This window comes from Granulicella pectinivorans, from assembly GCF_900114625.1.
GTDB lineage: Bacteria > Acidobacteriota > Terriglobia > Terriglobales > Acidobacteriaceae > Edaphobacter > Edaphobacter pectinivorans.
In genome coordinates, this window is sequence record NZ_FOZL01000001.1 from 2,908,819 (window position 1) to 2,930,646 (window position 21,828).

Genomic DNA, 21,828 nt, shown 5'->3' on the forward strand with positions numbered 1-21,828 from the left:
ATGTTCAACTTTATGAGGCATCCCAGCGTGACTACACTTCGTTTGAGAGCGCTTGTGATGTTCGCTCTCATCGCTCTTCTCGGCTTTGGCGTTCGATCAGCCAATGCACAACAGGGAACGGGCAACATCATTGGCGTGGTTAAGGACTCTACGGGGGCGGCCGTGGTCGGGGCAACCGTCGATATCGAGAATGTAGATCGCCAGGACATTATTCACCTGACGACGAACGATTCGGGTTTCTATAATTCTCCACCCCTGGTGCTGGGCAGCAACTACAAGGTGACCGTGAAGCACGCGGGATTTCAGACGTCCGTTTTGACGGGCGTTGCGGTGACGGTTGGAGCGCGCGTGGAGGCAGATGCCGACCTGAAGGTTGGCGGCGTGGACTCGGCGGTCACGGTTGAAGCGGCACAGGCGTCTACACTCGATACGACGAGCGCGACACTCGGTGCAGTGATTGGTGAGAAGTCGATCCAGGAGCTTCCCCTCAACGGCCGCAATGCGATTGCATTGACGACGCTGACGCCTGGTGTCCGCGTGAACACGACGGTCGCCCAGTCCGGCTTTGCGAACCGTGGCACGAACCTTTCGGCCATCTCTATCAATGGTTCTCCGACGGGCTCGAACTCTTACATCCTCGATGGTCAAAGCAATCTCTCGACGACTACCGGTGAGATCGCGGTGAACCCGAACGTCGATTCGATCCAGGAGTTCAAAGTACAGAGCGGTGTCTTCTCGGCTCAGTATGGCTTTACTCTTGGCGGTGTTGTGAACCTTGCATCGCGCACGGGCACTAACCAGTTTCACGGCTCGCTGTATGAGTTTCTTCGCAACGACATCTTCAATGCGCGCAACTATTTTGCGACGGTCGGGAGCGTCTCGAAGCCGGTGCTTCGCTATAACCAGTTCGGTGGGGCCATCGGCGGGCCCATCCTTCACGACAAGGCATTCTTCTTCGGCAACTTTGAGACCTACCGTTTTATCCAGGCATTTCCGCAGTTTCTGAGCGTTCCGACCGCAGCCTTCCGTGCCGGCGATTTCTCGCAACTGCAGGATTCGAACGGAAACTTCATTCCACTTTATAACCCCTACACCACGGTGGCGACGACGGTTGGAGGCTCGACGGTCTACACGCGTCAACGGTACAACAACAACCAAGTTACCAATCTCGACCCGGTTTCAGTCGCCTATCAGAATGCCTTCTATCCCTTGCCCAACATCACCCCGGCGACCATCGGCCAGCAGCGCACAAATACGAATAACTACCAGTTCAACAACCGGGGCATCAGCAACATGTATAACGCCCTAGGTCGTGTCGACTATCATCTTGGTTCGAACGATACGGTCTTTGCGCGGTTCGCTTACTACAGCAACTATACGAACGGAGGTACGGGCGGAGGCACCTACTATCCGAATCCGGTCATTGCCAATCGCTACGATACCTACACGGCGAAGGAGTTGCTGGTCGGGGACACACATGTCTTCTCTTCTTCGCTGATCAACGATCTGCGTCTATCGATCGAACGACAGGAGTTCCCCTTCCAGGCTGCGAGCGCCGGTCAGAATTATCCGCAGAAACTCGGCCTGCCGTCCAACGTGCCCAACTTTGCGATTCCCACTGTGGGGAATGGGCTGCCCGCATCGAATCAGACCATCGGCTATCGCGCCTATACGTTGCCAGAAGTCACGGATACGGTCACGAAGATCATCCGCCGTCATTCCCTCGCGTTTGGATTCGACTGGCGTTACAACGCAGGTGCAAACCTTCAGCGCAACGCTCCTTCGGGAACGTTCAGCTTTGCGGCTGGCTTGACGAACGACCCCTCGGGCGCGGCACCGGCAGCAGGAACCGTGAACAGTGGCAACACGTATGCGACGTTTCTTGCGGGTGCAGTCAGCGCCGCCAGCATCACGACCAACACGGGCGAGCTTGACCGTGCGTTCAGCTTTTCTGCCTTTGTCCAGGATGACTGGCAGGCGACCGATCGTCTCACTATGAACCTCGGACTGCGCTGGGACTATCAGCAACAGCCTTTCGAGCAGAACAACGGCTATAGCAACTTCAATCCCACGCTTACCTCCGGTGGCTTCACTGGGATCATGCAGTACGCGAATACCGGTGGAGTCGGTCGTAACTTCGTCCCTGAGAGCTATAAAGATTTTGGTCCGCGCGTCGGATTTGCTTACAAAGCAACCGCCGATGGGAAGACTGTAGTGCGCGGCGGTATCGGCATCTACTACCCACTCTTCTTCAACTCCATCTATACCGGTCAGGTGAACGGATTCTCTGCTACGACCACCACCTATAATCCGAATGTCACGAACAACCCGGCCTTTCAGTTCAAGAATGGTTTCCCCACCAATCCGTTGCAGCCCATTGGAGCTGCGTTCGGACCTCTCGGTTTCCTCGGACAGGGCGTAGGTTATCAGGATCCGACTCAGTGGAAGTCTCCTATGTCGCAACAGTTCACACTTAGCGCGGAGCGCCAGATTCCCTACGATGTCGTGCTGCAGGCAACCTATGTTGGCAACCACGGTGTGCATTTGCCTGCAGGCGGCTATAACCTGAATTCTCTGAATCCCACCAACTTTGGCCTCGGCAGGACCGCACTCCAATCGCAGGTCACAAACCCTTACGCAGGCCAGATCAGCGGTTCGTTCGGCGCTCCTACCATTACGCGGGCCCAGTCGCTGCTTCCATTTCCCTATTACGGAGCGGTGACCACCTACAACCCACACAACGGCAACCTGCACGCGGACTACCTTGAACTTTCAGCCCAGCGCCAGGCGCGCAGCGGCCTCACCGTCCTCTTCGGTTATACGATGGGCAAGCTGCTCGACGACAGTGCCAATTCTCCGCTGGCTTATCTCAACGGTCTCGCTGCGAACAATGGTTATCAGAACGTTTACAACCGCCGTGCGGAGTACTCGCTCGATCCCTCGGATGTTTCGCAGCGCGCGACCGTCAGTGCTCTCTACGACCTGCCTTTCGGCCGCGGGCAGAAGTTCTCCACGCACAATGGGTTCACGGATCGCGTGATCGGCGGCTTCCAGTTCAATGTGATCGGGGTCTTCCAGACGGGAACGCCGCTGACCATTACCGGTGCCAATGCTTACACCGCTACGCGGCCCAACTACACGCCGGGGCAGAAGGTCGCTATCGCGAACCAATCGCCGACCAAGTGGTTCAATACCTACGCGTTCCAGAACCCGACGGATTATACCTTCGGCAATGTGCCGCGTACGCTGCCCCATGTGCGAGGTCCAGGAACGGAGAACTTCGATCTCTCGATCTTCAAGACGACGGAGATCACGGAGCGCTTCAAGCTGCAGCTTAGGGCGGAGGCATTCAATGTCCTGAACCATGCGAACTTCGGGCTTCCAAATACGACGTTCGCGGCGAACACCAATACCCTGGTCAATGGGAATGGTGTCTCCGCAGGCTGCACTGTAACCGGTGCCGACGCGAGTGGCACGCCGAACGCCGGGACAGGCAACTGCAACACCAGCAGCAGCTTCGGCACGATTACCAGTGCAGCCGACGGACGCTCGCTACAACTTGCCGCGAAGCTGATCTTCTAACGCGCGGCCCGTTGTCTCCTGGGGCAGTGAGGGCCACAACCCCTCACTGCCTTCTTTTCATGGGGTTCGATTTCTTTGGAGAACTGAGATGAAGATGCGATGGTTTGGAGTTTTGACGGCGTGCATTGCTTCCATGGCTACGTCATCGGTGGCGCAGAAGATCGACCTTGGAGGGAGCGGGTGGAGCTTTCAGACGACTCTCGATGAAAAAGCACTTCCGGTTAGTGTGCCGCACACATGGATGACCATGAAGGGCTATGAGCGGTTCATCGGAAACGCTACCTATCAGCGCGATTTCACTGGACCCACCGTGAGGCCTGGGCAGGTCGTACGTCTGCACTTCGACGCAGTGTATGACGAAGCTCATGTGTGGCTGAACGGGCGGATGCTGGGAGTGCATGAGGGCGGCTACACCCCGTTTGAATTCGACGTCACTACACTGTTGAAGCCCGGGGCAAATCATCTTCTGCTGGAGGTGAGTAATACGCCGACTCTTTCCACGATTCCGGCTATCGCTAGCTCTCACGGGTCGAAGGACTATCCGCTCTACGGAGCGGCAACGGGTGAGGGTATCGTGGGGTGGATGCCATACGGGGGAATCGTAAGGCCCGTCAGCCTGCTGATCACGGACGCAGTGTATTTCGAAAAGATGAAGGTGAATGCGAAACCGGACCTTGTGCACCATACCGCTGCGATCGAGGTGCATGTCTGGATGCACAACGGGGGCGCTAACGGGAAGACCGTATTGCCCAAAGGCACGGTTGCAGGCCTCGCCACGCAGTTCAAGCCGACGCGTATTGCAGCGCATGCCGATGCCGACGTTGTGTGGCGCGGCACGTTGCAGGATGCACATCTTTGGAGCGTTCGAGACCCGTTCCTGTATGACGCACAGGTAGCGATTGATGGTGATGAACAGACTGCCAGGATTGGTGTGCGTGAGATTCGCGTGCAGGGAACAGAACTCCTACTGAACGGACGACCTGTGCATCTCTTCGGCGCTAACCGTGTCAGTGAAGATCCCAAGGAAGGTCTCCGTGAATCTGAAGAGATCGTGCAGCGCGATATGTCCGACATGCTCGCGGACAACATGCGCATGATGCGCATTGCACACTATCCGCAGACGCCTGCATTGCTCGATTTCGCCGACGCTCACGGCATGCTCCTCATTCCCGAAGCAGGCAATTGGAATATGAGTGCATGGCAGATGGCGGATCCCGGCATTCGTGCCACCTGGAAGAAGCAGATGAAAGAGATGATGGAGCAAGACTGGAACCATCCTTCCGTCATTGCCTGGAGCGTTGGCAACGAGTACGAGTCATATACAAAAGACGGCATCGACTGGACGCGCGATATGCGCGCCTACACCCTGGGACTCGATCCGACTCGCCTCATTACCTTCGCCTCGCGGTTCACGCAAGAACCCGTTGTGAAGACCGGCAAGGATGAGGCGAGCCAGTACTCGGACTTTGTATCCGTCAACATCTATGGAGGCTACGCAAAGCGCTTCGACCGTGTGCATGAGCTGTATCCGGATAAGCCTGTATTTGTAACAGAATTTGGCAAGATGGGCGAACCCGGTACGCACGATCCAGAGCGGATCAAGGACATCACCGAAGCGGTCACGGCGATGAAGGCAAGACCTTGGATGATCGGTGGTTCGCTCTGGACATGGAACGACTACCGTTCCCTCCATCGCGGTACACCAGCCAGCGGCATTCGGTATTGGGGTGTTGTGAACATCAATCGAGAGCACCGCGATAGCTGGGATGCCGTGCAGAAGCTCTTCTCAACGGAGCTGCCATAGAAGCTATACGGCAGCGAGTGCTGGCTCATCGTGTTTGCGGGTAAAGCTCCTCCACAGCAGCACGATCGCAATGGGATGAAGGACGGCCATCAGGAAGAAGACGGGGGCATATCCCCCGTGCGTTACAAACCATGCAATGATCTCACTGGAGAGCATGCCGCCGAATCCGCTGCCGGCCGCGATGAGTCCGGCAGCCTTGCCTACGAGTGATGGCGGGTAGAGCTCAACGACCGTGGCGGTCAGAGTAACCAGCCAGCTCATATGAGCGAACGCTATGATCGATGCGATGCCAATGGCGAGTGCGCTCGACGAGACCAAAGCGCACAGCGGGCTCAGCGGCATGAGGCATGCTGCCACAAGCATGGTGTAGCGATACGCGCGACCAACTCCCATGCCGCGTCGAATCAAGGTGCCGGAAAAGAGTCCTCCGGCGAGTGTGCCGATTCCTGCGGCAAAGTAAACACCCCATCCCAGATGAGCGATTTGCGTCAGCGTGAGTCCGCGTGCGCTGAGCAGATATTTCGGAAACCAGAAGAGGTAGAAGTACCAGACTGGATCGGTAAGCCCGCGTGCGACCATCAGCTTCCAGGTTGACGAACGAGCGAAGACCGTGCGGAGCCCCGATCCGGTATTGGACTTCGGTGGACGCTCCACAGAACGCGTCGCATCTTTCCGGTAACAAGCAAACCAAAACGGAAGCCAAAGAAGGCCGGCCGTGCCGTCGATCAGGAAGATGGATCGCCATGGGAGATGAGTGGTCACCGCTGCAATTGTTGGTATAGCGATAACCGCTCCCACGGTTGCGCCCATCGTGTAGATCCCGATGGCGAGGCCACGTCGTGACTTCTCGAAGTACTCTCCCACCGCCTTGGGCGCGGCAACCCAAAGTCCCGGTTCACCCAGGCCGAGGCAGAAGCGTCCGATGCCGAGGTGCAGGGCAGATCTTGCAAAGGCAGTCGCGGCCTCGGCAACCGACCACCAGCCAACGAACAGGGCCATGGACTTTCGCGTGCCAAGCGCATCGGACACGAAACCCGCGATTGCATAGGCGATGGCGGACGCAAAGAGGAACAGCGAGACGATATGACCGTAGCCGCGATCGCTGAGATGCAGCTCCGCCTGAAAGCGTGGTGCCACAACGGAGAGGCTCTGGCGGTCGAAGTAGTTGATGAGCGCGACGACAAAGAGAAGAGCAACAAGCTGCGCCTGACGGCCGCGCGATGCAGGGACGGGTTCCACTTCTTTTGGCATCGTTGCGCCTTGTCTCAGTAGCAATTGATCTGAAAGATTGCTGGAAGGGCAGGACCATGGGAAAGGATAACCACCGAGATTGCCTGCGTTTGTATCGGGGATGGCAGATTGAGCGTGTACCTTGTCTGATGGTTCTCGTTCACATGCGCGAGAACATTGCCGTTAGCATCACGGACTTCGAAGGCCCTTACGCAGCCGGGCATCACATGCTCGGGATGTCCCATCAATACCGACTCCATGGGGTGATCGTAGTCTGTGTCGAAGGTGATCTCGATCGTGTGAATCTTCTGCGGATTGGGCCACTGCAGGGTGAGTACGGGCTCTTTGTCTTCGCGCGCCGGCACCCATGCGTTCGTGCCCTCCCATGGACGGCTGCATCCGTTGATGATGTTATGCGGTTCATACGGACGCAGCGGGGGCGTGATCGTCATGGCGAGGTTCCTCGCGACGGGTCGGCGATCCGGCAGCCAGAATGCAAAGGTATCGATGCCGGAGTTGTCGGGCGGTGTCTGGATAAGGCTCTTCGCAACTGCCTTGTTCATTTTTTGCGAGAGCGTGAGGATGCCCGGCAGATATTCTTCGGACAGCGAGACCGACACAAGCGGGTTAGGCTGCAGGGTGACGAAGGCGTAGGTGGCGCGAGGGAGTAAGGCCGGGAAGACGAGCATGGCCGACGACTTGCCCTCTGGAAGAGCGAGATCGATGCCGTCGAGGAACATGTCCGGCGTTGCATTCCCTTCACGGCTGGCGATCCAAAGCTCAGCGCACACGGTGGTTGCCTCCGTTGCTGCGACATCTAGCGTGAACGCTGGCGTTTGACCTTCTAGGAGGGGCACGAAGAGCGCTATGCCTTGATTGAGCCGCGTGGTTTCGCCGTTGGGAGAAAGCGCATGGAGCATCAGGCTACTGGAGGCGGTTACGGATGCGGATAGAGCCTTGTTTGCCGGGTCGGCAAAGGGTACGCCGGGAATGTGCTGTCCGATTCGTAACAGACGCTGTTGCAAATCAAGCATGCAGGACGGCTCAACGAGATCTCTTGGGTTCGCATTCTTCTCAAGGCAGAGCTTCGCGGCCATACCGACTGCCTGGCCGTTGTGGGCGCATGTCGCCATCACACGCGTGGATCCGAAGGCGATGTGAGAGGCCGAGATAATACGTCCTGTGAGGAAAAGATTCGGTACGTTGCGCGAGTACATAGTGCGATAGGGAATCTGGAAGACTCCCTTGCTGTGCCACTGTGTGCAACCGGGCTTCTCGGAGTAGACACCGTCGGAGGGATGCAGGTCGATGGCCCAACCTCCAAAGCCGACGGCATCGGCAAACGTTCGCTGTTCCACAAGGTCTTGCTGGGTCAGCATGAGGTCGCCCTCAAAACGCCGACTCTCGCGCTTGCCGGGGATCATACCCATCCACTCGAGCGTCAGGTTCTCGGAGCCGGGAAATTCACCGGAGTTCTTGATGTAGTTCCACACGCCATAGGCGACTCGCCAGAGCTCCCACTTGATCTCTTCGGTCTGGTAAATCGTGTCGAGTGCTCCACCATATTCGAGCCACCAGAGACGGCAGCCTGAGTCTGTTACGCGCAGTTCACGGAACCGAGGGATCTTCGTGATGTCATCGAGTGCAAAGGCCGGTGGCGTATACGTCACCGGACGTCCCGTGTCGCGAGAGTAGAAGTAGAGTGAGTGGCCAAGCAGATCGTGTGCGGCGCGTTCCGGTGCAAGCGCCTCGTTGAATTCTGAGCGAGCTTCGGCTCCAATGCGGAAGGCGGCACCCGAGAGAAAACCGAGGATGCCGTCACCCGATGCATCGCAGAAAAGCTTGGCCTGAAGACGATAACGCGTCTGGTTTTGGCTGCAATAGGCACCGGCTGCGGTGATCGCTCCCGTCTCATCGTGCTCTATTCCGTCAACGGCTGTGTTGAGCAGCAGACGCAGGTTGGATTCGCGGGTTACCCACTCCAGGAGAAGCGAGTCGAAGATGATGGCATTGCCCTCTGGGTTGCGATACATGTTCTCGACCAGGAGCTCATCGATGACGCCACCCTCGCGTGCCCAGCGGTTGTTGTTTCCCATGTGAGATGTAGCGCCCAGGACCCAGAGACGTATTTCGCTGGAGGCGTTGCCTCCGAGCACGGGACGATCCTGCACGAGCAGCACACGCACGCCTTGTCGTGCTGCTGTGATGGCGCAGCAGACACCCGAAAGACCTCCGCCAACAACGAGGAGATCGCAGGTGATATCTGTGATGGGCAGAGAGCGCGTCATGATCGGTGGAGGAGATGCGTGCAAAGCCATGGAGATTTTCCTGGGACGCGGGTGGTGCGCAACGCGCGCATGTCGTGGTTTGGACTTTTCGTATTGCCAACGATTATCGAAAAATAGTAAATGTTAACCGCTAAACCTGTCTAGGTTATCATCGCTGTCACAGTGCGGGCACCCACCTCGATCTCAGGAGATTGTATGACACTTGGAAAGCTACTCCTTCTGGCAGTCTTCATACCAGGCGCTGCCTCCGTCGCGCAGGACGCCATCGTGCTCAAGAGCGGCGAAGTCACCTTCATAGCCGATGCGCACGGTTTTCGCTACGCCTTCGTGAAGGCTGGCAAGAGCATTGTTTCGGCGGATGCGAAGGCCGGACTCCTGCTTGCCGGAAGTCCGGTGAGCGTCAAGACAGAGGGGAGTTGCAGTGTCTCTTCATGTGTTCTCGCAGGCACAAGCGAAGCCGGAGGCAAGGTTCGTATCACCGTCAACCTGCAGCCGCACCATGCGGAGTTGCTGGCGGAGCCCGCGCGAATTGGCGACGAGGTGAGGTTTGTCTCTGGCGGCGCGGAGCCGGCGTTCGGGCTCGCCGATCATGCGGTCGAGCAGAAGGAATTTTCGACGCTCTCGAACAAGCAGTTCAACACGGATGTCACCGGTTTTGCGGACGACACCTTTCTCTCGGGCCAGGGCTTGACGCGTCTTGTCAGCAACTTCGTCATCTATCCTAAGCAGGGCTTTGCGGAACTACTCGTCGATCCCTTTACAAAGATCGTCCATACGAGCTGCACGCAGATTGTGCAGGGGGTGCAGCACGCGCAGGCAAGGGTGCCGATGCACTATTTCTTCGGTACGCCGCATGAGATTTACCGCGAGTATCTCGCGACTCGCAACACCGCTGGCTTCAGGGTAATGATGCCGAAGTATGAGGCCTTCGGTGTGGGCTGGGAGGCGTTCGGAGCGCTTGGGTGGGATACCAACACCAAGACAGTTCGCGACAGCATCGATCGCTATCTTGGGGAGGGCTATCCGCTCAAGTGGATCGTGATCGGCTCGGGATTCTGGCCTACTCGGCCTGAGATGCATGAGACCACGAGCTTCGGCCTGTGGGACAAAGAGAAGTATCCCGATCCCGCTGGCTTGATGGCTCACTTCCATCGTGAAGGGCTGAAGACGATGCTTGGTCTGCGCATTACCTTCATTACGACTGGACCGTATTCTGCGGAGGGTGTCCGTAAAGGCTACTTCATGATGAAGGATGGCAAGGCGCAGGTCTTTACGGGGGGATGGCCGAAGATGCCTTATTATCTGCTGGAGGCGCATAACCCCGAGGCTCTCAACTGGTACATGGCGCTGGTCAAGAAATGGAACGATTACGGCGTCGATGGCTATAAAGAAGACTTCTACGGCTACGGCGCGTATGGACTGCGTGACGATAAAGTCGACCCGACGAACGATCGCCTGATGGCAGACAAGAAGATCATCATTGAGCGCAACGGCTATCTGTCTTCGAACGGGGATCTGCATCGTATCAACGACTTCAACTATAACCAGGATCAGGATCGTGGCCCGGTGAACTCGCTTGCTCTCGCGTATGCGGGATTTCCGCTGGTGTATCCCGATATTGTGGGTGGAACCTTTGGCGAAGATCGCTTCTCCACCACGCGAACACCCGCGATGGAGGCCTATATGATGCGCAACGCGCAATGGGCTGCTCTGCATAGTTCCATGGGAATGGGAGAGCCACCGTGGACCTTTTCGGCGAAGGTTTCGAAGGTGATGCTGGATTCCGCTAAACTGCATGCTCGTTTCGCGCCCTACCTTTTCAGCAATGCGAGGAAGTTTGCTCAGGATGGCTATCCCTGGACGATGACGCCGCTTCCCATCGCCTTCCCGCAGGATGATCACGCCTATGGCCACGAGAACGCGACGGAGCACGGTTACGAGTGGATGATTGGCGATGCGATGCTCGCGACGCCTCTCTATGGCAGCGACTATGCCACGGCACAGACGCGAGACATCTATCTCCCGAAGGGGCGTTGGATGGACTTCGACAATGGCACGATGTACGAGGGAGGTCAGACGCTGAAGCAGTTTGGGCTTCCCGCAGGGAAGACGCCGCTGTTCATCGGAGGCTCCGGGGTCACACTCGAAGAGATGGATAAGGCCGTCCGCGTAGTGGTCTATCCGGTGGCTGCCGAAGCCATGGCGACCCTGACTTTGCCCGAGTCCGAGAAGGCGATTGGGGTGAAAATCACCGGTCTTCCGTTTGGCACGAGGTGGAAGGGTGTCATCGTGACCGATAGCCATGGAACAACGGTCTCTGCCATTCCCCAAGGGTTCGGATTCAGTTTTGTTCCCATCCCGGGCGAGGCGTACACCGTTCGGGCCGTTCGTTGAGATTGAAGCGGCGATACGATCTGAATGGGGCAAGTCGTTGAAATTCAGCGGGTAGGCGTCTTCGTCGTCTGAAATGACGTTGAGACGCCTACCTGATCAAGGAGATCCAGGGTTAGCTGCGCCGGATTTTTCTGTTGTTCAGACCGTTCGCCTCTGTCGCGCGGTGGTGTTTCTCCGGTATCATTCGGCTCGATGAAAAATACACTGAGCCGCCGTAGTCTCCTGCGCACCAGCGCCGCCTTGTCCGCCTCCGCTATGCTGAGCCCGCTGTCTGCGGTGGCCGAACCGCCAGTGTCGGGTCTGAAGCCTTCGCCGATCCGCCTTGGGATCGCAAGTTATACCTTCCGCAAGTTCGACTCGGCCAAGCTGATGGAGTTTGCGAAGCAGTTGAAGACTCCGTATTTGAACCTCAAGGATATGCACCTGCCGATGGTTCCTGCGGACAAGGTTAAGGCAGAGGCGGATGCTTACCGTGCCGCTGGTTTCACGCTGGTTGCGATGGGCACCGTCACGTTCAATAAGGACGAGGACGATGATATTCGTTCGAAGTTTGAGTACGCGAAGGCGGCCGGTATTCCGGTGATTGTGTCGGCTCCCACGCACGAGGTATTGCCGCGGCTGAACAAGTTTGTGAAGGAGTACGACATCAAGCTTGCGATCCATAACCATGGTACAGAGGATAAGAACTTCCCCTCGCCGCTCGATGTGTTGAAGGCGGTCGACAAGCTGGATCCGCGCATCGGGTGCTGTATCGATGCGGGGCACTGTTTGCGTGCGGGTGTCCTGCCGGAAGAGGCAATTCTGAAGGTGGGGCCGCGTCTTTTCGACATGCATGTCAAGGATCTGGCAGATGCATCGAGCCGCGACAGTCAGGTAGCCGTGGGCGAGGGTATCCTGAACTTCCCCGGGATCTTCAAGTCGCTGATCGCGATCAAGTACCCGGGAACGGTGGATCTGGAGTATGAGATCAAGGCTGACGATCCGATGCCAGGTGTGGTGGAAAGCTTTGCCTACATGCGCGGCGTGCTTGCCGGTATGGGCTACAAGGGCTAGCGTTCAGAGAGTGCGCTCACGGGGTGGCCTTCCGGGCTGCCCCGTGGGATCCTGCGGCTGTTCATCACCCCGCCATCATGAGCGACTTAAGCTAGCGGGGACACCTCTGTAGTTTGGTTTGTTCGCGGGGGCCAGTTTTCCTGGCAGGATCAAGCTGCATGAGATGAACGCCAAAGGCGTCTGCTCCTGCAGAACTTCCTTCGAAGAGATGGGGCGCTTTGGCATGTTGGGAGGCGAACTCCCCCACCATGATCTCAATCGCTCTCTGGTCGTTCGCCGTGCCCAGAATGGCAACGACTCCGCCCGCTCCTCCGCCCGTCATCTTCGCGCCGGGGAAGCCAGCATCGAGCGCCCTGGCGACCAACTCATCGCATGACGCGGAGCCTAGGCCGCACTCTGAATAGGCGACGTGCGACTGGAGGAGGAGTCCGCCGGCGACACGCAGGGAACTGGCCGGGTCGGTCCAGACTGTTTCCAGCAGGGAGAACATGGTCCGCACGCGGAGATTCTCTTCGGTCGCGTACCGGACCGCGGCGCGAACGGGGTATTCGCAATGTGGAGCGATCCTTGTAAACGGATCGACATGTTGTCCGGCGGAGTCGAGGAAGTCCTGTCCGCTGAGGGACTCGGGAAGCCAATGCTCGAACCGGTCGCGGAACTCCGAAGGGGTGAGGTTCGACAGATACCCGTGCCAGCGCGAATCGGTCCATCGGGGGATCTTCGATTCTGTCTCCGGAAGGACTTCAACGCCGATGCGACGACAGATCAGCTTGTAGCCCATGAACGCCGCAGCTCGCGCACGCTCGTACGCCACGCTTGTAGTCGAACGGGATTCCATGGAGTCGATGCCCCAGATGCACACGCCGGGTGGCAAAGCGATGGAGCGTTGAATCTCACAGGGCTGGCAAACAATCGGGAGAAGGCGATTCTCTTCGCCGCAGACGATCGCGGCCTGGTCCATAATGCCGCATGCGGCACCGGCCACAACGTTCTCGACCCATTGCGCGGCGGTAGCCAGCGCGACGCCCTGGAGAACGACGCCCCATGCGCCCGCTACGGACTTGAGGGTTGCCACCTCCAGCGCGGCTGAGGAACTGACTCCTTTGTTCGGAGGGAGATCCGAATGGACGAAGAGATCCAGTCCACCCTTCGTCTGACATCCGTGGAAGTTCGCCAGGTAGTAGACCGCGCCGAGAACGTAGCATCCCCAACGCCAGCCTGCCTGGAGTTCGCACAGCATCTTCAGGCAATCGAGATCATGGAGGTCTGCCATCGTGACATGGAGGCACGGTTCCCAGCCGAACTGTGCCGCCCCTGGGTTCAAGACGCGGAGGATGTCGTCGTTTCTCCGCTGTGTCGCGACCCATACCGCTTCCCGCAGCAGGCTTTGCAACACCATGCCTCCGGTGTAATCGACATTTCCGCCCATGACATCCAGTCGTCCGGGCGCCCTGGCTACCCAGAGAGGCTTTTCGGAGGTGAAGAAGTCGTGTGCCTCGATCGTAGCGGCCACTGCCTCCTCAAAGCATCCGGTCTCCGGCGGGTTGGGGGCGATAGCTTGCATAGTGCCGTTAGCATATCGAAGGGTTATTCAAGGAACATTAACACGGGGCTCATTCCGCAACCTGGACTGCGGTGATCTGGCGCAGACGGACGAGATGCTCGGGTGAGATGCCCCGATCCGTCACGATCAGGTCGCAGTTTTCGATGCCGCAGAGGCGATAGGTCGCTTCGACCCCGATTTTGCTGCTGTCGACGACGAGCACCTTGCGCTTTCCTGCCCGCAGCAGCTCGTGCTGGGTGTCGGGGTCATGCACCATGACGCCGTGCGTGAAGGAGATGGATGCGGCTCCGAAGATCACGGTGCTGGCGTAGACGGAAGCCAGACTCTTCGCCACCGCATGGCCGATCAGGTCATGGCTGCTGGGCCGGTAGACTCCGCCGGTCAGCTCGACGCGGATCCCCTCTGCGGACGCCAGCTCCTCAAGCACCGCAAGCGAGAAGGTGAAGACTACGACATCGCGCCGCGCACGCAGCTCTCTAGCGATATATAGCGTCGTCGTGCCAGAGTCGAGCACAACCGACTCACCGTCGGCCACCAGCGCTGCCGCCGCCGCGCCGATCTGTCGCTTGGCATTTGACATCTTCTCGAGCCGCTCCTGGAAGCTGCGCTCTGCGCCGCGCCAGTACTCGATCCTCGCACCTCCAGGGATGCGGATCACCTGCCCGGATTCGACGAGCTTCTGCAGATCGCGGCGGATCGTCATCTGCGAAACACGACACGCCTGTGCGATCTCAGCGATGGACGCGGACGTGTTTGTTTTTAACATTCCGACGATCAGGTCAAGGCGCGAAAGTTCGGTAATCTCACTCATTCCTAAACCACTTCCAAGAACAGACTGGATTGATAATACCGATATCGTAACCCATGACGGGGTCGGAAGTCCGAAAAGTCTCTACGGGACGAATGGGTCATAATGTGAAAATTTCTCATCTTGGCCGCTCCAATTTGTCTTTTATTAACACTTGCTTTGCTATGTTCGTTCCATCACCGCTGCTTCTAACCGGGCTTCCATGCCTCCCTGATCTAAAGGCACGGATCGCTTCCAGCTTTGAAGTGATCCTCACGCGCCACAACGAATGAACGATCTTTTCCTGTCGAGGTCTCTATGAATCTGCTCTCCTTTGCCTCTCTTGCCGTTGGCCATCTTCGATCCCGCTGCGGCGGCGGTCGAGCGCTCCATCCGGTTCTCAGTCTGTCGCTGCTCCTGATCGTGCTCGCGTCTGCGCCCTTGCTGCCTGCCCAATCCGTCTATGGGGCGATCAGCGGCGTCGTCAAAGACCCCAGTGGAGCCGTGGTTCAGGGGGCCGCGATCGCCGTCCGCGAGACCGCATCGACCACCGAGTACAAGACGGTCACCAACAAGAGTGGGAGCTACCGCGTCTCGTTTCTCAAGCCGGGTGGGTACATCGTTCGCTTTGAGAAGGCTGGGTTTGCCCAATTTGCGACCAGCGAACTCCACCTTGTCCTCAATCAGGAGCTCGTCGTCGACGGTACCTTGCGGTTGGGCGAGGCCTCGGAGGTCGTTACGGTCAGCAATGCCGGAAGCTCGCTGAACTACACCAACTCACAGATCGGCGGCGAGCTGAGCACAAGCGAACTGATCGATCTGCCCGAGAACACAAGCAGCAAGGGGGCGAATGAGTTTTTGATCACCAAGACCTTCGCCGGGGCGTCAAGCACGAGCCAGAACTACTCCAACGTCAACAACCTCTCGCTGGGTGGAGGCAGGCCGGTCTCGAATCCGATTATCATCGACGGCCTGCCCAGCAACATGGGCACCGACGGAACCTACGGCCTGATCCCCACGCCGGACTCGACTGAAGAACTTCAGGTGCTGACCGCGCCCTTCTCCGCACAGTACGGACAGAGTGGCGGCGGTGCCATCCTGACCACCACGAAGTCGGGTACGGACCACTTCCACGGCAGCGCCTTCGAGACCTACAACTCACAGGATCTCGTGGCTCTCGGTTACTTCACCGCGCCCGGCACGATCAAGCCAACACAGTCCTTCAACTACTTCGGCGGCTCCGTGGGTGGCCCGGTCCGCATCCCGAGGCTCTTCGACGGACGCAGGCATCATCTTTATTTCTTCACCGACTGGGAAGACACGATCAACAATGCCGTGAAGACGGTCAATACGAATGTGCCGACGCTGGCTGAGCGCAGCGGCGACTTCTCCGGCATCTCCCCGCAGGGAACGCCGACCGCGACGATCTACGATCCCACGACCACGGTCGTTACCAACGGGAAGATCAGCCGCACACCCTTCTCCGGTAACATCATTCCCAAGTCGCGGCTCGACGCCGTCGGGTTGAACATCGTCGCGTTCTTTCCGCAGCCGAACTGCTCCTACCAGACCTACAACTACTGCCTGACCCCGACCGCGCACACCACCTATCTGTACAACGCCGATCGCATCGACTACAACCCCTCGGACTACGATCATCTGTGGGCGAAGTTCTCCCGCGACGGTCCACGCAATCAGCCTACGATCGTGATTCCGAACGCAGCCAACACCTCCGCGTATGGCGGTTGGACGGACGATCACTACGCCATCTCCTGGAGCCACGTCTTTTCGCCACGCATCTCTAACGAGGCTCGCGTCGGGTATGTGTCTGAGGTGAACTTCAGCTATCCCGCCGCTGCGGATGCGGACTCCATCGGTCTCAAGGGCGTGCCGCTGACGCAGTTCCCCAGCATCTCGACCTCGCAGTACACCAGCTTCGGAGCCGGTTCCTATTCGTTGACGCGCGATGGACACTACATCCTCAACGATGCCATGGTGATGCAGATGGGCAGGCATAGCCTCTCGCTCGGTGGCGAGTTCATGCGCTATGCCTACAGCAACTACACCCCCGGCGTGCTGGCTGGAAGCTATAGCTTCACCGGAACCTTTACGACGGCCAGCGGTCAATCCGGCCTGGGTCTGCCCGACCTTATGCTCGGTTATCCCGGAAGCTCCGGGATCAGCACGACCAATACGATCTTCCACCAGAATCTGAACTACTTCGCCGGTTATGTGCAGGACGATTACAGGCTCTTCTCCAACCTCACCATCAACCTCGGCCTGCGGTACGAGTTCGACGGACCTTACTCCGAAGTTCACAACAACATGTACAGCTTCAACCCGAACATCATCGATCCAACCACGCAGAAGATGGGCGGCGTTCAGTTCGCAGGCCGCAATGGCGCTCCACACAGCTTGATCGCGAATGTGTATACGGGCATTCTGCCGCGCGTCGGGTTCAATTATCATGCGCTGCGCAACACAACCGTGCGTGGTGGTTACGGAATCTACGAGCTGCCCAGCATCGGCTACGGTGGCAACGGGCTTACCTCGACCTCCACGGTCAACGTTAGCTTCCAGAGCTCCAATCCGTCGGTGACACCGGCCTTTCTCCTGTCTCAGGGAGTTCCCGCATATAGCCCCAACGTGGATGCGAACGGCAACCCGCTCATCCCCTCCAGCCTCACCAAGCCAACCGCGAATCTAGTGCAGCAGCAACTCACCTCAGTGCTTCCCTATCTGCAGGAGTGGCAGCTTGGTGTACAGCAGGATCTCGGCCACAACTGGATCCTCGATATCGACTATGCCGGCAATCACGGGGTGCATATGCCGGCGAACCTGCCTATCAACCAGATCGCTCCCAAGGCTGGTTGCTGCAACGCTCTCGCGAACAGCCAGAGCCTCCGCCCCTATCCGCAGTATCTCTCGATCAACTATCTGAGCAACGCGGCGGCCTCGTCTTACGCAGCTCTCTATGCAACGCTGAGCCATCGGTGGAGCAACGGTATCTCCGTACGCGCGGCCTATACCTGGGCTCGCAACCTCGACGATGTCGATGGTCCCTCGCGCGCCGATGCCGCCGCCATCCAGAACGTATACAACCTGCATGCGCAGTGGGGAATCGCGATGATCAACGTTCCGCAGCGCTTCTCGCTCTCGGCGGTCTATGCGTTGCCGGTAGGCTCGGGGGGCCGTGTGCTCAACCACACGCCGGTTCTCTCGCAGGCGATCGGGCACTGGAAGGTCAGCACCGTGGCGCAGTTCCAGCAGGGCTATCCTTACTTCGTCTCGCAGAACGACCAGCTCGGCATCTTCTCCGGCGGCCAGTATGTGACGAAGGTGGGCGACCCGAATCTGCCGCGTGGTTCGCGCACCGTGCAGAAGTGGTTCAACACATCGGCCTTCGCCATCACTCCAGTGAATACGCTTGGCAATGCTCCACGCGCGGCCCTCTATGGTCCTGGGCAGAACGTTTGGGATCTGAGCCTGATGCGCGATGTTCCCATCCACGAGCGCATGAAGTTCACCCTCCGTGTCGATGCGCACAACGCCTTCAACCATCCGCAATTCTCCGGGCTCAACACCAGCATCACCAACGCAGCGTTCGGCACGGTGAACGGAGCGCAGGACCCACGGCAGGTGCTGCTCATTGGCCGCTTTAGCTTCTAACCCACAAACACACACAAACCACACAAAGGAAGAATCTCTTGTTCAAAACCACTGCACTCCTTCTCATGGGTTCCGCCGTTATCGGCGGAACCCTGTTGGCTCAGACAACTGCAAACTCCTATGTTCCCGCGCCTGCGCTCGCCGCAGCGCCGGGTAAGATCGTAGTCATCGCGCATCGTGGCGAGCACCTCCATCACCCTGAAAACACGCTACCCGCCTTCCAGGGAGCCATCGATGCCGGTGCTGACTACTTCGAACTCGATGTCCGTACGACGTCCGACGGCAAGTTTGTCATCATGCACGATAGCAAGCTTGATCGCACCACCAACGGCACTGGCGAAGTCTCGAAGCATACCTTCGACGAGATCCGCGCGCTCGATGCAGGCGCGAAGTTCGCACCCGCCTTTCAGGGGATCAGGGTACCGACACTCGATGAAGCGCTCGATCTCGCCCACGGCAAGATCAACGTCTATGTCGACACCAAGGAGGCCGAGCCCCAGCAGTTGGTGGACACCATCGTTCGCCACGATATGCAGGATCACGTCGTCATCTATGGCAACCCGTTCTTTCTCTACGAGGTGCTCAAGATCCGTCCCAGCCTGCGTGTGATGCCCGAGGCCTACAGCCCCGATATCTGCAAGTTCCTCGACCGTGGCCTGCACCTTCAGGTGATCGCCTTCGACGCCAACGACTTCAAGGATGCGGTGATCGATGTCGCAAAACAGGCCCACGCGCAGATCTTCGTTGATCGCCTCGGCGAAGCCGATAAACCGGAGAGCTGGCAGAAGGCTATCGAGCAGGGTGCCAATGGCATCCAGACGAATCTTCCAGCGGAGCTGGCCACTTACCTTCGCGCGCACTCTCTCGCGACGCATTGAGAGCGACTCTCGGTAGGGCAGGGATCTCTCTGTCCCTGCCCTACCGATTGGATGGCGAGCGTCGTTTCGCGGCTGCCACACGCCTTCGCCCAATGGCCATAGACTACGAATGCGCACGGAGGTCGAAACAAGATTTCCTGCCTTCGTCGAGTTTTTTGCGAAAGCATGGGTCGATTCGTCTTGGCCCAGCGAGGTATAATTAGCGACGAAGCGGGAGTAGCTCAATGGTAGAGTAGCGGCTTCCCAAGCCGTTGGTTGCGGGTTCGATCCCCGTCTCCCGCTCCAGAAGTTGCCTAGTCAGACCCCGAGCCTGTGAGTCCAGGTCAAAACCCTACCCTGTGTCGGACAAGCAGAGGTCGGGTTCTCCCAAAAAACATCCCGTCTCTCATACCTCCGTGTTTCCATGATGGCTTCTGCGGAAAGTTTCCGGCATTAGCCCTGGTCAGCCGAGGTACAGGGGAGGTCGATCAGGCAGCGTGCGCCCTGCTGAAAGTCTTCATCAAATCCGATTCTCCCGCCAGCGCGCTCGACGACCAGCTTGGAGATCGCCAACCCTAGTCCCACACCGCTGATGTCGGCCGTAGCGTGATCGCTGCTGGTGAAGAAGCGTTCAAAGACCTTGGCATATTCCCCAGGTGGTATTCCCGGTCCCTCATCCTGAATGCCGATCTGCAGCCAAGATGCCGACGGTTGCGCGAAATCGACGATGATCGCGGAATCCTTAGGGGAGAACTTCAACGCGTTGTGCACGATATTCATCAACGCAATCCGCATCAGACCACGATCGGCGTGGACCTCGACGTTTGCCAACTCAACCTGCTTCTGGATGATGCGGACGCCGCGTTCCTCGCCAAGAACTTCGAGAAGAGCAATGACCTCACGCACTAAATCGCCGACGAAGAAGACGGGTTGGGATTGGCCCGGTGGCGTGCTCTCCGCCCTCGCCAATAACAACAGGGAATCCACCGTCTGATTGAGCCGAGCCGATTCTTCCAGCACGCTTCCCAAAGCCTCGCGATAGGCTTCGGCATCGGTTGGCTTCTCAAGCGCCACCTCGCTGATGGTGCGAATCGCGGCCAGCGGTGTGCGCAGTTCATGGGAGGCGTCCGCAGTGAAGCTCTGAAGCTGCCGGAACGCCTGCTCTAGCCGTTCCAGCAGATGGTTGAAGACGCGCGCCATATTGCCGAGCTCGTCGCGCTCGTTCGCAATGTCGAGACGCTCCCCAAGATTGCTCGCGGTGATGCGCTGGGCTCGCGATGTCATCTGCTCCAGCGGTTGAAGGGCACGTCTGGCGATTGTTTGACCGGCAAGGGCCGCAAGCACGAGCGCGAGGGGGATGGAGATAAACAACAAGAGGAAGAACTGGTACATGCGGGCGCGTAGCGGTCCGAGATCATAGCCGAGGCGAATGACGACTGTGCGACCCTGCATCGTATGGATATGGCTGACGATAAACGCGTGTGATCCATCCTCGAGCCTGACCAGCCTCTGATCGAACCCTGTATCTCCTTCGCCTTTCCGCAGTGGTCCCCCGAGTGCCATCCCGCGAAGGGTAGACGTGCGGTAAAGCACCTTTCCGGAGAGGTCACGGATTTCCATAAGACGGTCTACCAACAGATGGGATTGAGGACGCGAGTAGTAGTTTTGCGTCAACTGGAGATCCCCGGCCTGGTCGAAGAAGAGTAGGCCCTCGACAGTTACGACATCCTGCACCTCATCGTGATAGATCTGTCGGGTGAGTACGCCATACTGAAAGGCAAGCACCACGGTCGCGTACACGACCAGGAGCAGCGCGAGCACGCCCACATACCAGAGCGTGAGGCGAGTGCGGAGGTTGGTTGGCCGAAAGGTCACCGGGCTACGGCTCCCGCAGACTGAAGCCAAGACCGCGCACTGTTTGCAGGAGCTTGACCGCAAAGGGATCGTCAATCTTGCGCCGGAGCCGTGCGACCTGGACGTCGATGACATTGTCGATCGGAGTAAAGCGCGATGTCTCCCGCCACACATCCCTGGCCAGCATCTCGCGGGATACGGTGCGTCCGCCGTTTTCGGCAAGGTACAGCAGCAGATCGAACTCGCGCGGGGTGAGGTCCAACGGGTCGCCAGCACGGTAGGCCATGCGCTTCTTCGGATCGAGCGACAGATCCCCGACCTTGAGCGAGGATGGAGCGGTCGGGGGCAGAAAGCGGCGAAGCAGGGCATCCATCCGGGCAAGCAGTTCGGGAAAGGAAAAGGGCTTGCCGAGGTAGTCGTCCGCGCCGGAACGCAGGCCTTCCACGCGATCGTCCACGGTGTTGTGGGACGTCAAAATCAACACGCGCAGGTCGATTCCTTCCTTACGCACCTGCCGAAGGATATCGAGCCCGTTGCGGTGTGGAAGCGTGAGATCGAGGAGCAGGAGATCAGGCTGTCCGCTGTGGATCAGGAAAAATCCCTCCTCCGCGGTGCTGGCGGCGAGGACCTCATAGCCAGCCGACCGGATGCCGGACTCCAGGGCATCGGACATCTTGCGATCGTCCTCGATGATCAGAACCTTCGATGAATGGGACGGCATACTCGCAATCGCCTCTTCCTGATGA

General features: G+C 58.4%; 12 protein-coding genes and 1 tRNA gene. 7 read left to right on the forward strand and 6 right to left on the reverse strand.

Going from position 1 to position 21,828, the window contains the following annotated elements:
* The first annotated feature begins 27 nt into the window (after positions 1-27).
* Positions 28-3,582, forward strand: a complete 3,555-nt coding sequence (locus BM400_RS11515; protein ID WP_175528987.1) for an outer membrane beta-barrel protein — start codon at positions 28-30, stop codon at positions 3,580-3,582.
* 88 nt (positions 3,583-3,670) lie between these two features.
* Positions 3,671-5,386: a glycoside hydrolase family 2 protein gene (locus BM400_RS11520; protein WP_089839299.1), complete on the forward strand. Its 1,716-nt coding sequence runs from the start codon at positions 3,671-3,673 to the stop codon at positions 5,384-5,386.
* Between the two features lie 3 nt (positions 5,387-5,389).
* Here the strand turns inward: BM400_RS11520 and BM400_RS11525 are convergent, their stop codons facing one another.
* Together BM400_RS11525 and BM400_RS11530 are read right to left on the reverse strand one after the other, a co-directional pair.
* Complete coding sequence (locus BM400_RS11525; protein ID WP_089839300.1) at positions 5,390-6,637, reverse strand: MFS transporter; 1,248 nt, start codon at positions 6,635-6,637, stop codon at positions 5,390-5,392.
* 14 nt (positions 6,638-6,651) lie between these two features.
* Positions 6,652-8,904 (reverse strand): FAD-dependent oxidoreductase, encoded by a 2,253-nt coding sequence (locus BM400_RS11530; protein WP_089841797.1) that lies wholly within the window; start codon positions 8,902-8,904, stop codon positions 6,652-6,654.
* Between the two features lie 195 nt (positions 8,905-9,099).
* On the opposite strand from BM400_RS11530, the gene BM400_RS11535 reads away from it, so the two are divergent.
* On the forward strand, positions 9,100-11,298 hold the full coding sequence (locus tag BM400_RS11535) for a TIM-barrel domain-containing protein (RefSeq protein ID WP_089839301.1): 2,199 nt from the start codon (positions 9,100-9,102) through the stop codon (positions 11,296-11,298).
* A 192-nt stretch (positions 11,299-11,490) separates the two neighbouring features.
* Positions 11,491-12,351 carry a sugar phosphate isomerase/epimerase family protein gene (locus tag BM400_RS11540; protein WP_089839302.1) on the forward strand — a complete coding sequence of 287 codons (861 nt, stop codon included), beginning with the start codon at positions 11,491-11,493 and terminating at the stop codon, positions 12,349-12,351.
* Between the two features lie 91 nt (positions 12,352-12,442).
* Here BM400_RS11540 and BM400_RS11545 read toward each other — a convergent pair whose 3' ends face one another.
* Both BM400_RS11545 and BM400_RS11550 read right to left on the reverse strand, forming a co-directional pair.
* A complete protein-coding gene (locus BM400_RS11545; protein WP_089839303.1) occupies positions 12,443-13,915 on the reverse strand; it encodes a GHMP family kinase ATP-binding protein in 1,473 nt (490 codons plus the stop codon).
* 49 nt (positions 13,916-13,964) lie between these two features.
* Positions 13,965-14,726, reverse strand: a complete 762-nt coding sequence (locus BM400_RS11550) for a DeoR/GlpR family DNA-binding transcription regulator (RefSeq protein WP_089839304.1) — start codon at positions 14,724-14,726, stop codon at positions 13,965-13,967.
* A 294-nt stretch (positions 14,727-15,020) separates the two neighbouring features.
* Between BM400_RS11550 and BM400_RS11555 the strand changes: the two genes are divergently transcribed.
* The 3 genes from BM400_RS11555 to BM400_RS11565 all read left to right on the forward strand — a co-directional run bounded on the left by BM400_RS11555 (position 15,021) and on the right by BM400_RS11565 (position 19,534).
* Positions 15,021-18,371, forward strand: a complete 3,351-nt coding sequence (locus tag BM400_RS11555) for a TonB-dependent receptor (RefSeq protein WP_089839305.1) — start codon at positions 15,021-15,023, stop codon at positions 18,369-18,371.
* A 65-nt stretch (positions 18,372-18,436) separates the two neighbouring features.
* Positions 18,437-19,249: a glycerophosphodiester phosphodiesterase gene (locus BM400_RS11560; RefSeq protein ID WP_245781823.1), complete on the forward strand. Its 813-nt coding sequence runs from the start codon at positions 18,437-18,439 to the stop codon at positions 19,247-19,249.
* Between the two features lie 210 nt (positions 19,250-19,459).
* Positions 19,460-19,534, forward strand: a tRNA-Gly gene (locus BM400_RS11565).
* Positions 19,535-19,681: 147 nt separating this feature from the next.
* Here BM400_RS11565 and BM400_RS11570 read toward each other — a convergent pair.
* Complete coding sequence (locus BM400_RS11570; RefSeq protein WP_245781824.1) at positions 19,682-21,055, reverse strand: ATP-binding protein; 1,374 nt, start codon at positions 21,053-21,055, stop codon at positions 19,682-19,684.
* Positions 21,056-21,107: 52 nt separating this feature from the next.
* A complete protein-coding gene (locus BM400_RS11575) occupies positions 21,108-21,803 on the reverse strand; it encodes a response regulator transcription factor (RefSeq protein WP_089841800.1) in 696 nt (231 codons plus the stop codon).
* Positions 21,804-21,828 lie beyond the last annotated feature (25 nt).

What these genes read in the sequence shown, in the direction of transcription:
- BM400_RS11560 (WP_245781823.1), top strand. Translation starts at nt 18,437, where the DNA reads ATGGGTTCCGCCGTTATCGGCGGAACCCTGTTGGCTCAGACAACTGCA.
- BM400_RS11575 (WP_089841800.1), bottom strand. Translation starts at nt 21,803, where the DNA reads ATGCCGTCCCATTCATCGAAGGTTCTGATCATCGAGGACGATCGCAAG.
- BM400_RS11530 (WP_089841797.1), bottom strand. Translation starts at nt 8,904, where the DNA reads ATGACGCGCTCTCTGCCCATCACAGATATCACCTGCGATCTCCTCGTT.
- BM400_RS11520 (WP_089839299.1), top strand. Translation starts at nt 3,671, where the DNA reads ATGAAGATGCGATGGTTTGGAGTTTTGACGGCGTGCATTGCTTCCATG.
- BM400_RS11525 (WP_089839300.1), bottom strand. Translation starts at nt 6,637, where the DNA reads ATGCCAAAAGAAGTGGAACCCGTCCCTGCATCGCGCGGCCGTCAGGCG.
- BM400_RS11535 (WP_089839301.1), top strand. Translation starts at nt 9,100, where the DNA reads ATGACACTTGGAAAGCTACTCCTTCTGGCAGTCTTCATACCAGGCGCT.
- BM400_RS11540 (WP_089839302.1), top strand. Translation starts at nt 11,491, where the DNA reads ATGAAAAATACACTGAGCCGCCGTAGTCTCCTGCGCACCAGCGCCGCC.
- BM400_RS11550 (WP_089839304.1), bottom strand. Translation starts at nt 14,726, where the DNA reads ATGAGTGAGATTACCGAACTTTCGCGCCTTGACCTGATCGTCGGAATG.
- BM400_RS11545 (WP_089839303.1), bottom strand. Translation starts at nt 13,915, where the DNA reads ATGCAAGCTATCGCCCCCAACCCGCCGGAGACCGGATGCTTTGAGGAG.
- BM400_RS11555 (WP_089839305.1), top strand. Translation starts at nt 15,021, where the DNA reads ATGAATCTGCTCTCCTTTGCCTCTCTTGCCGTTGGCCATCTTCGATCC.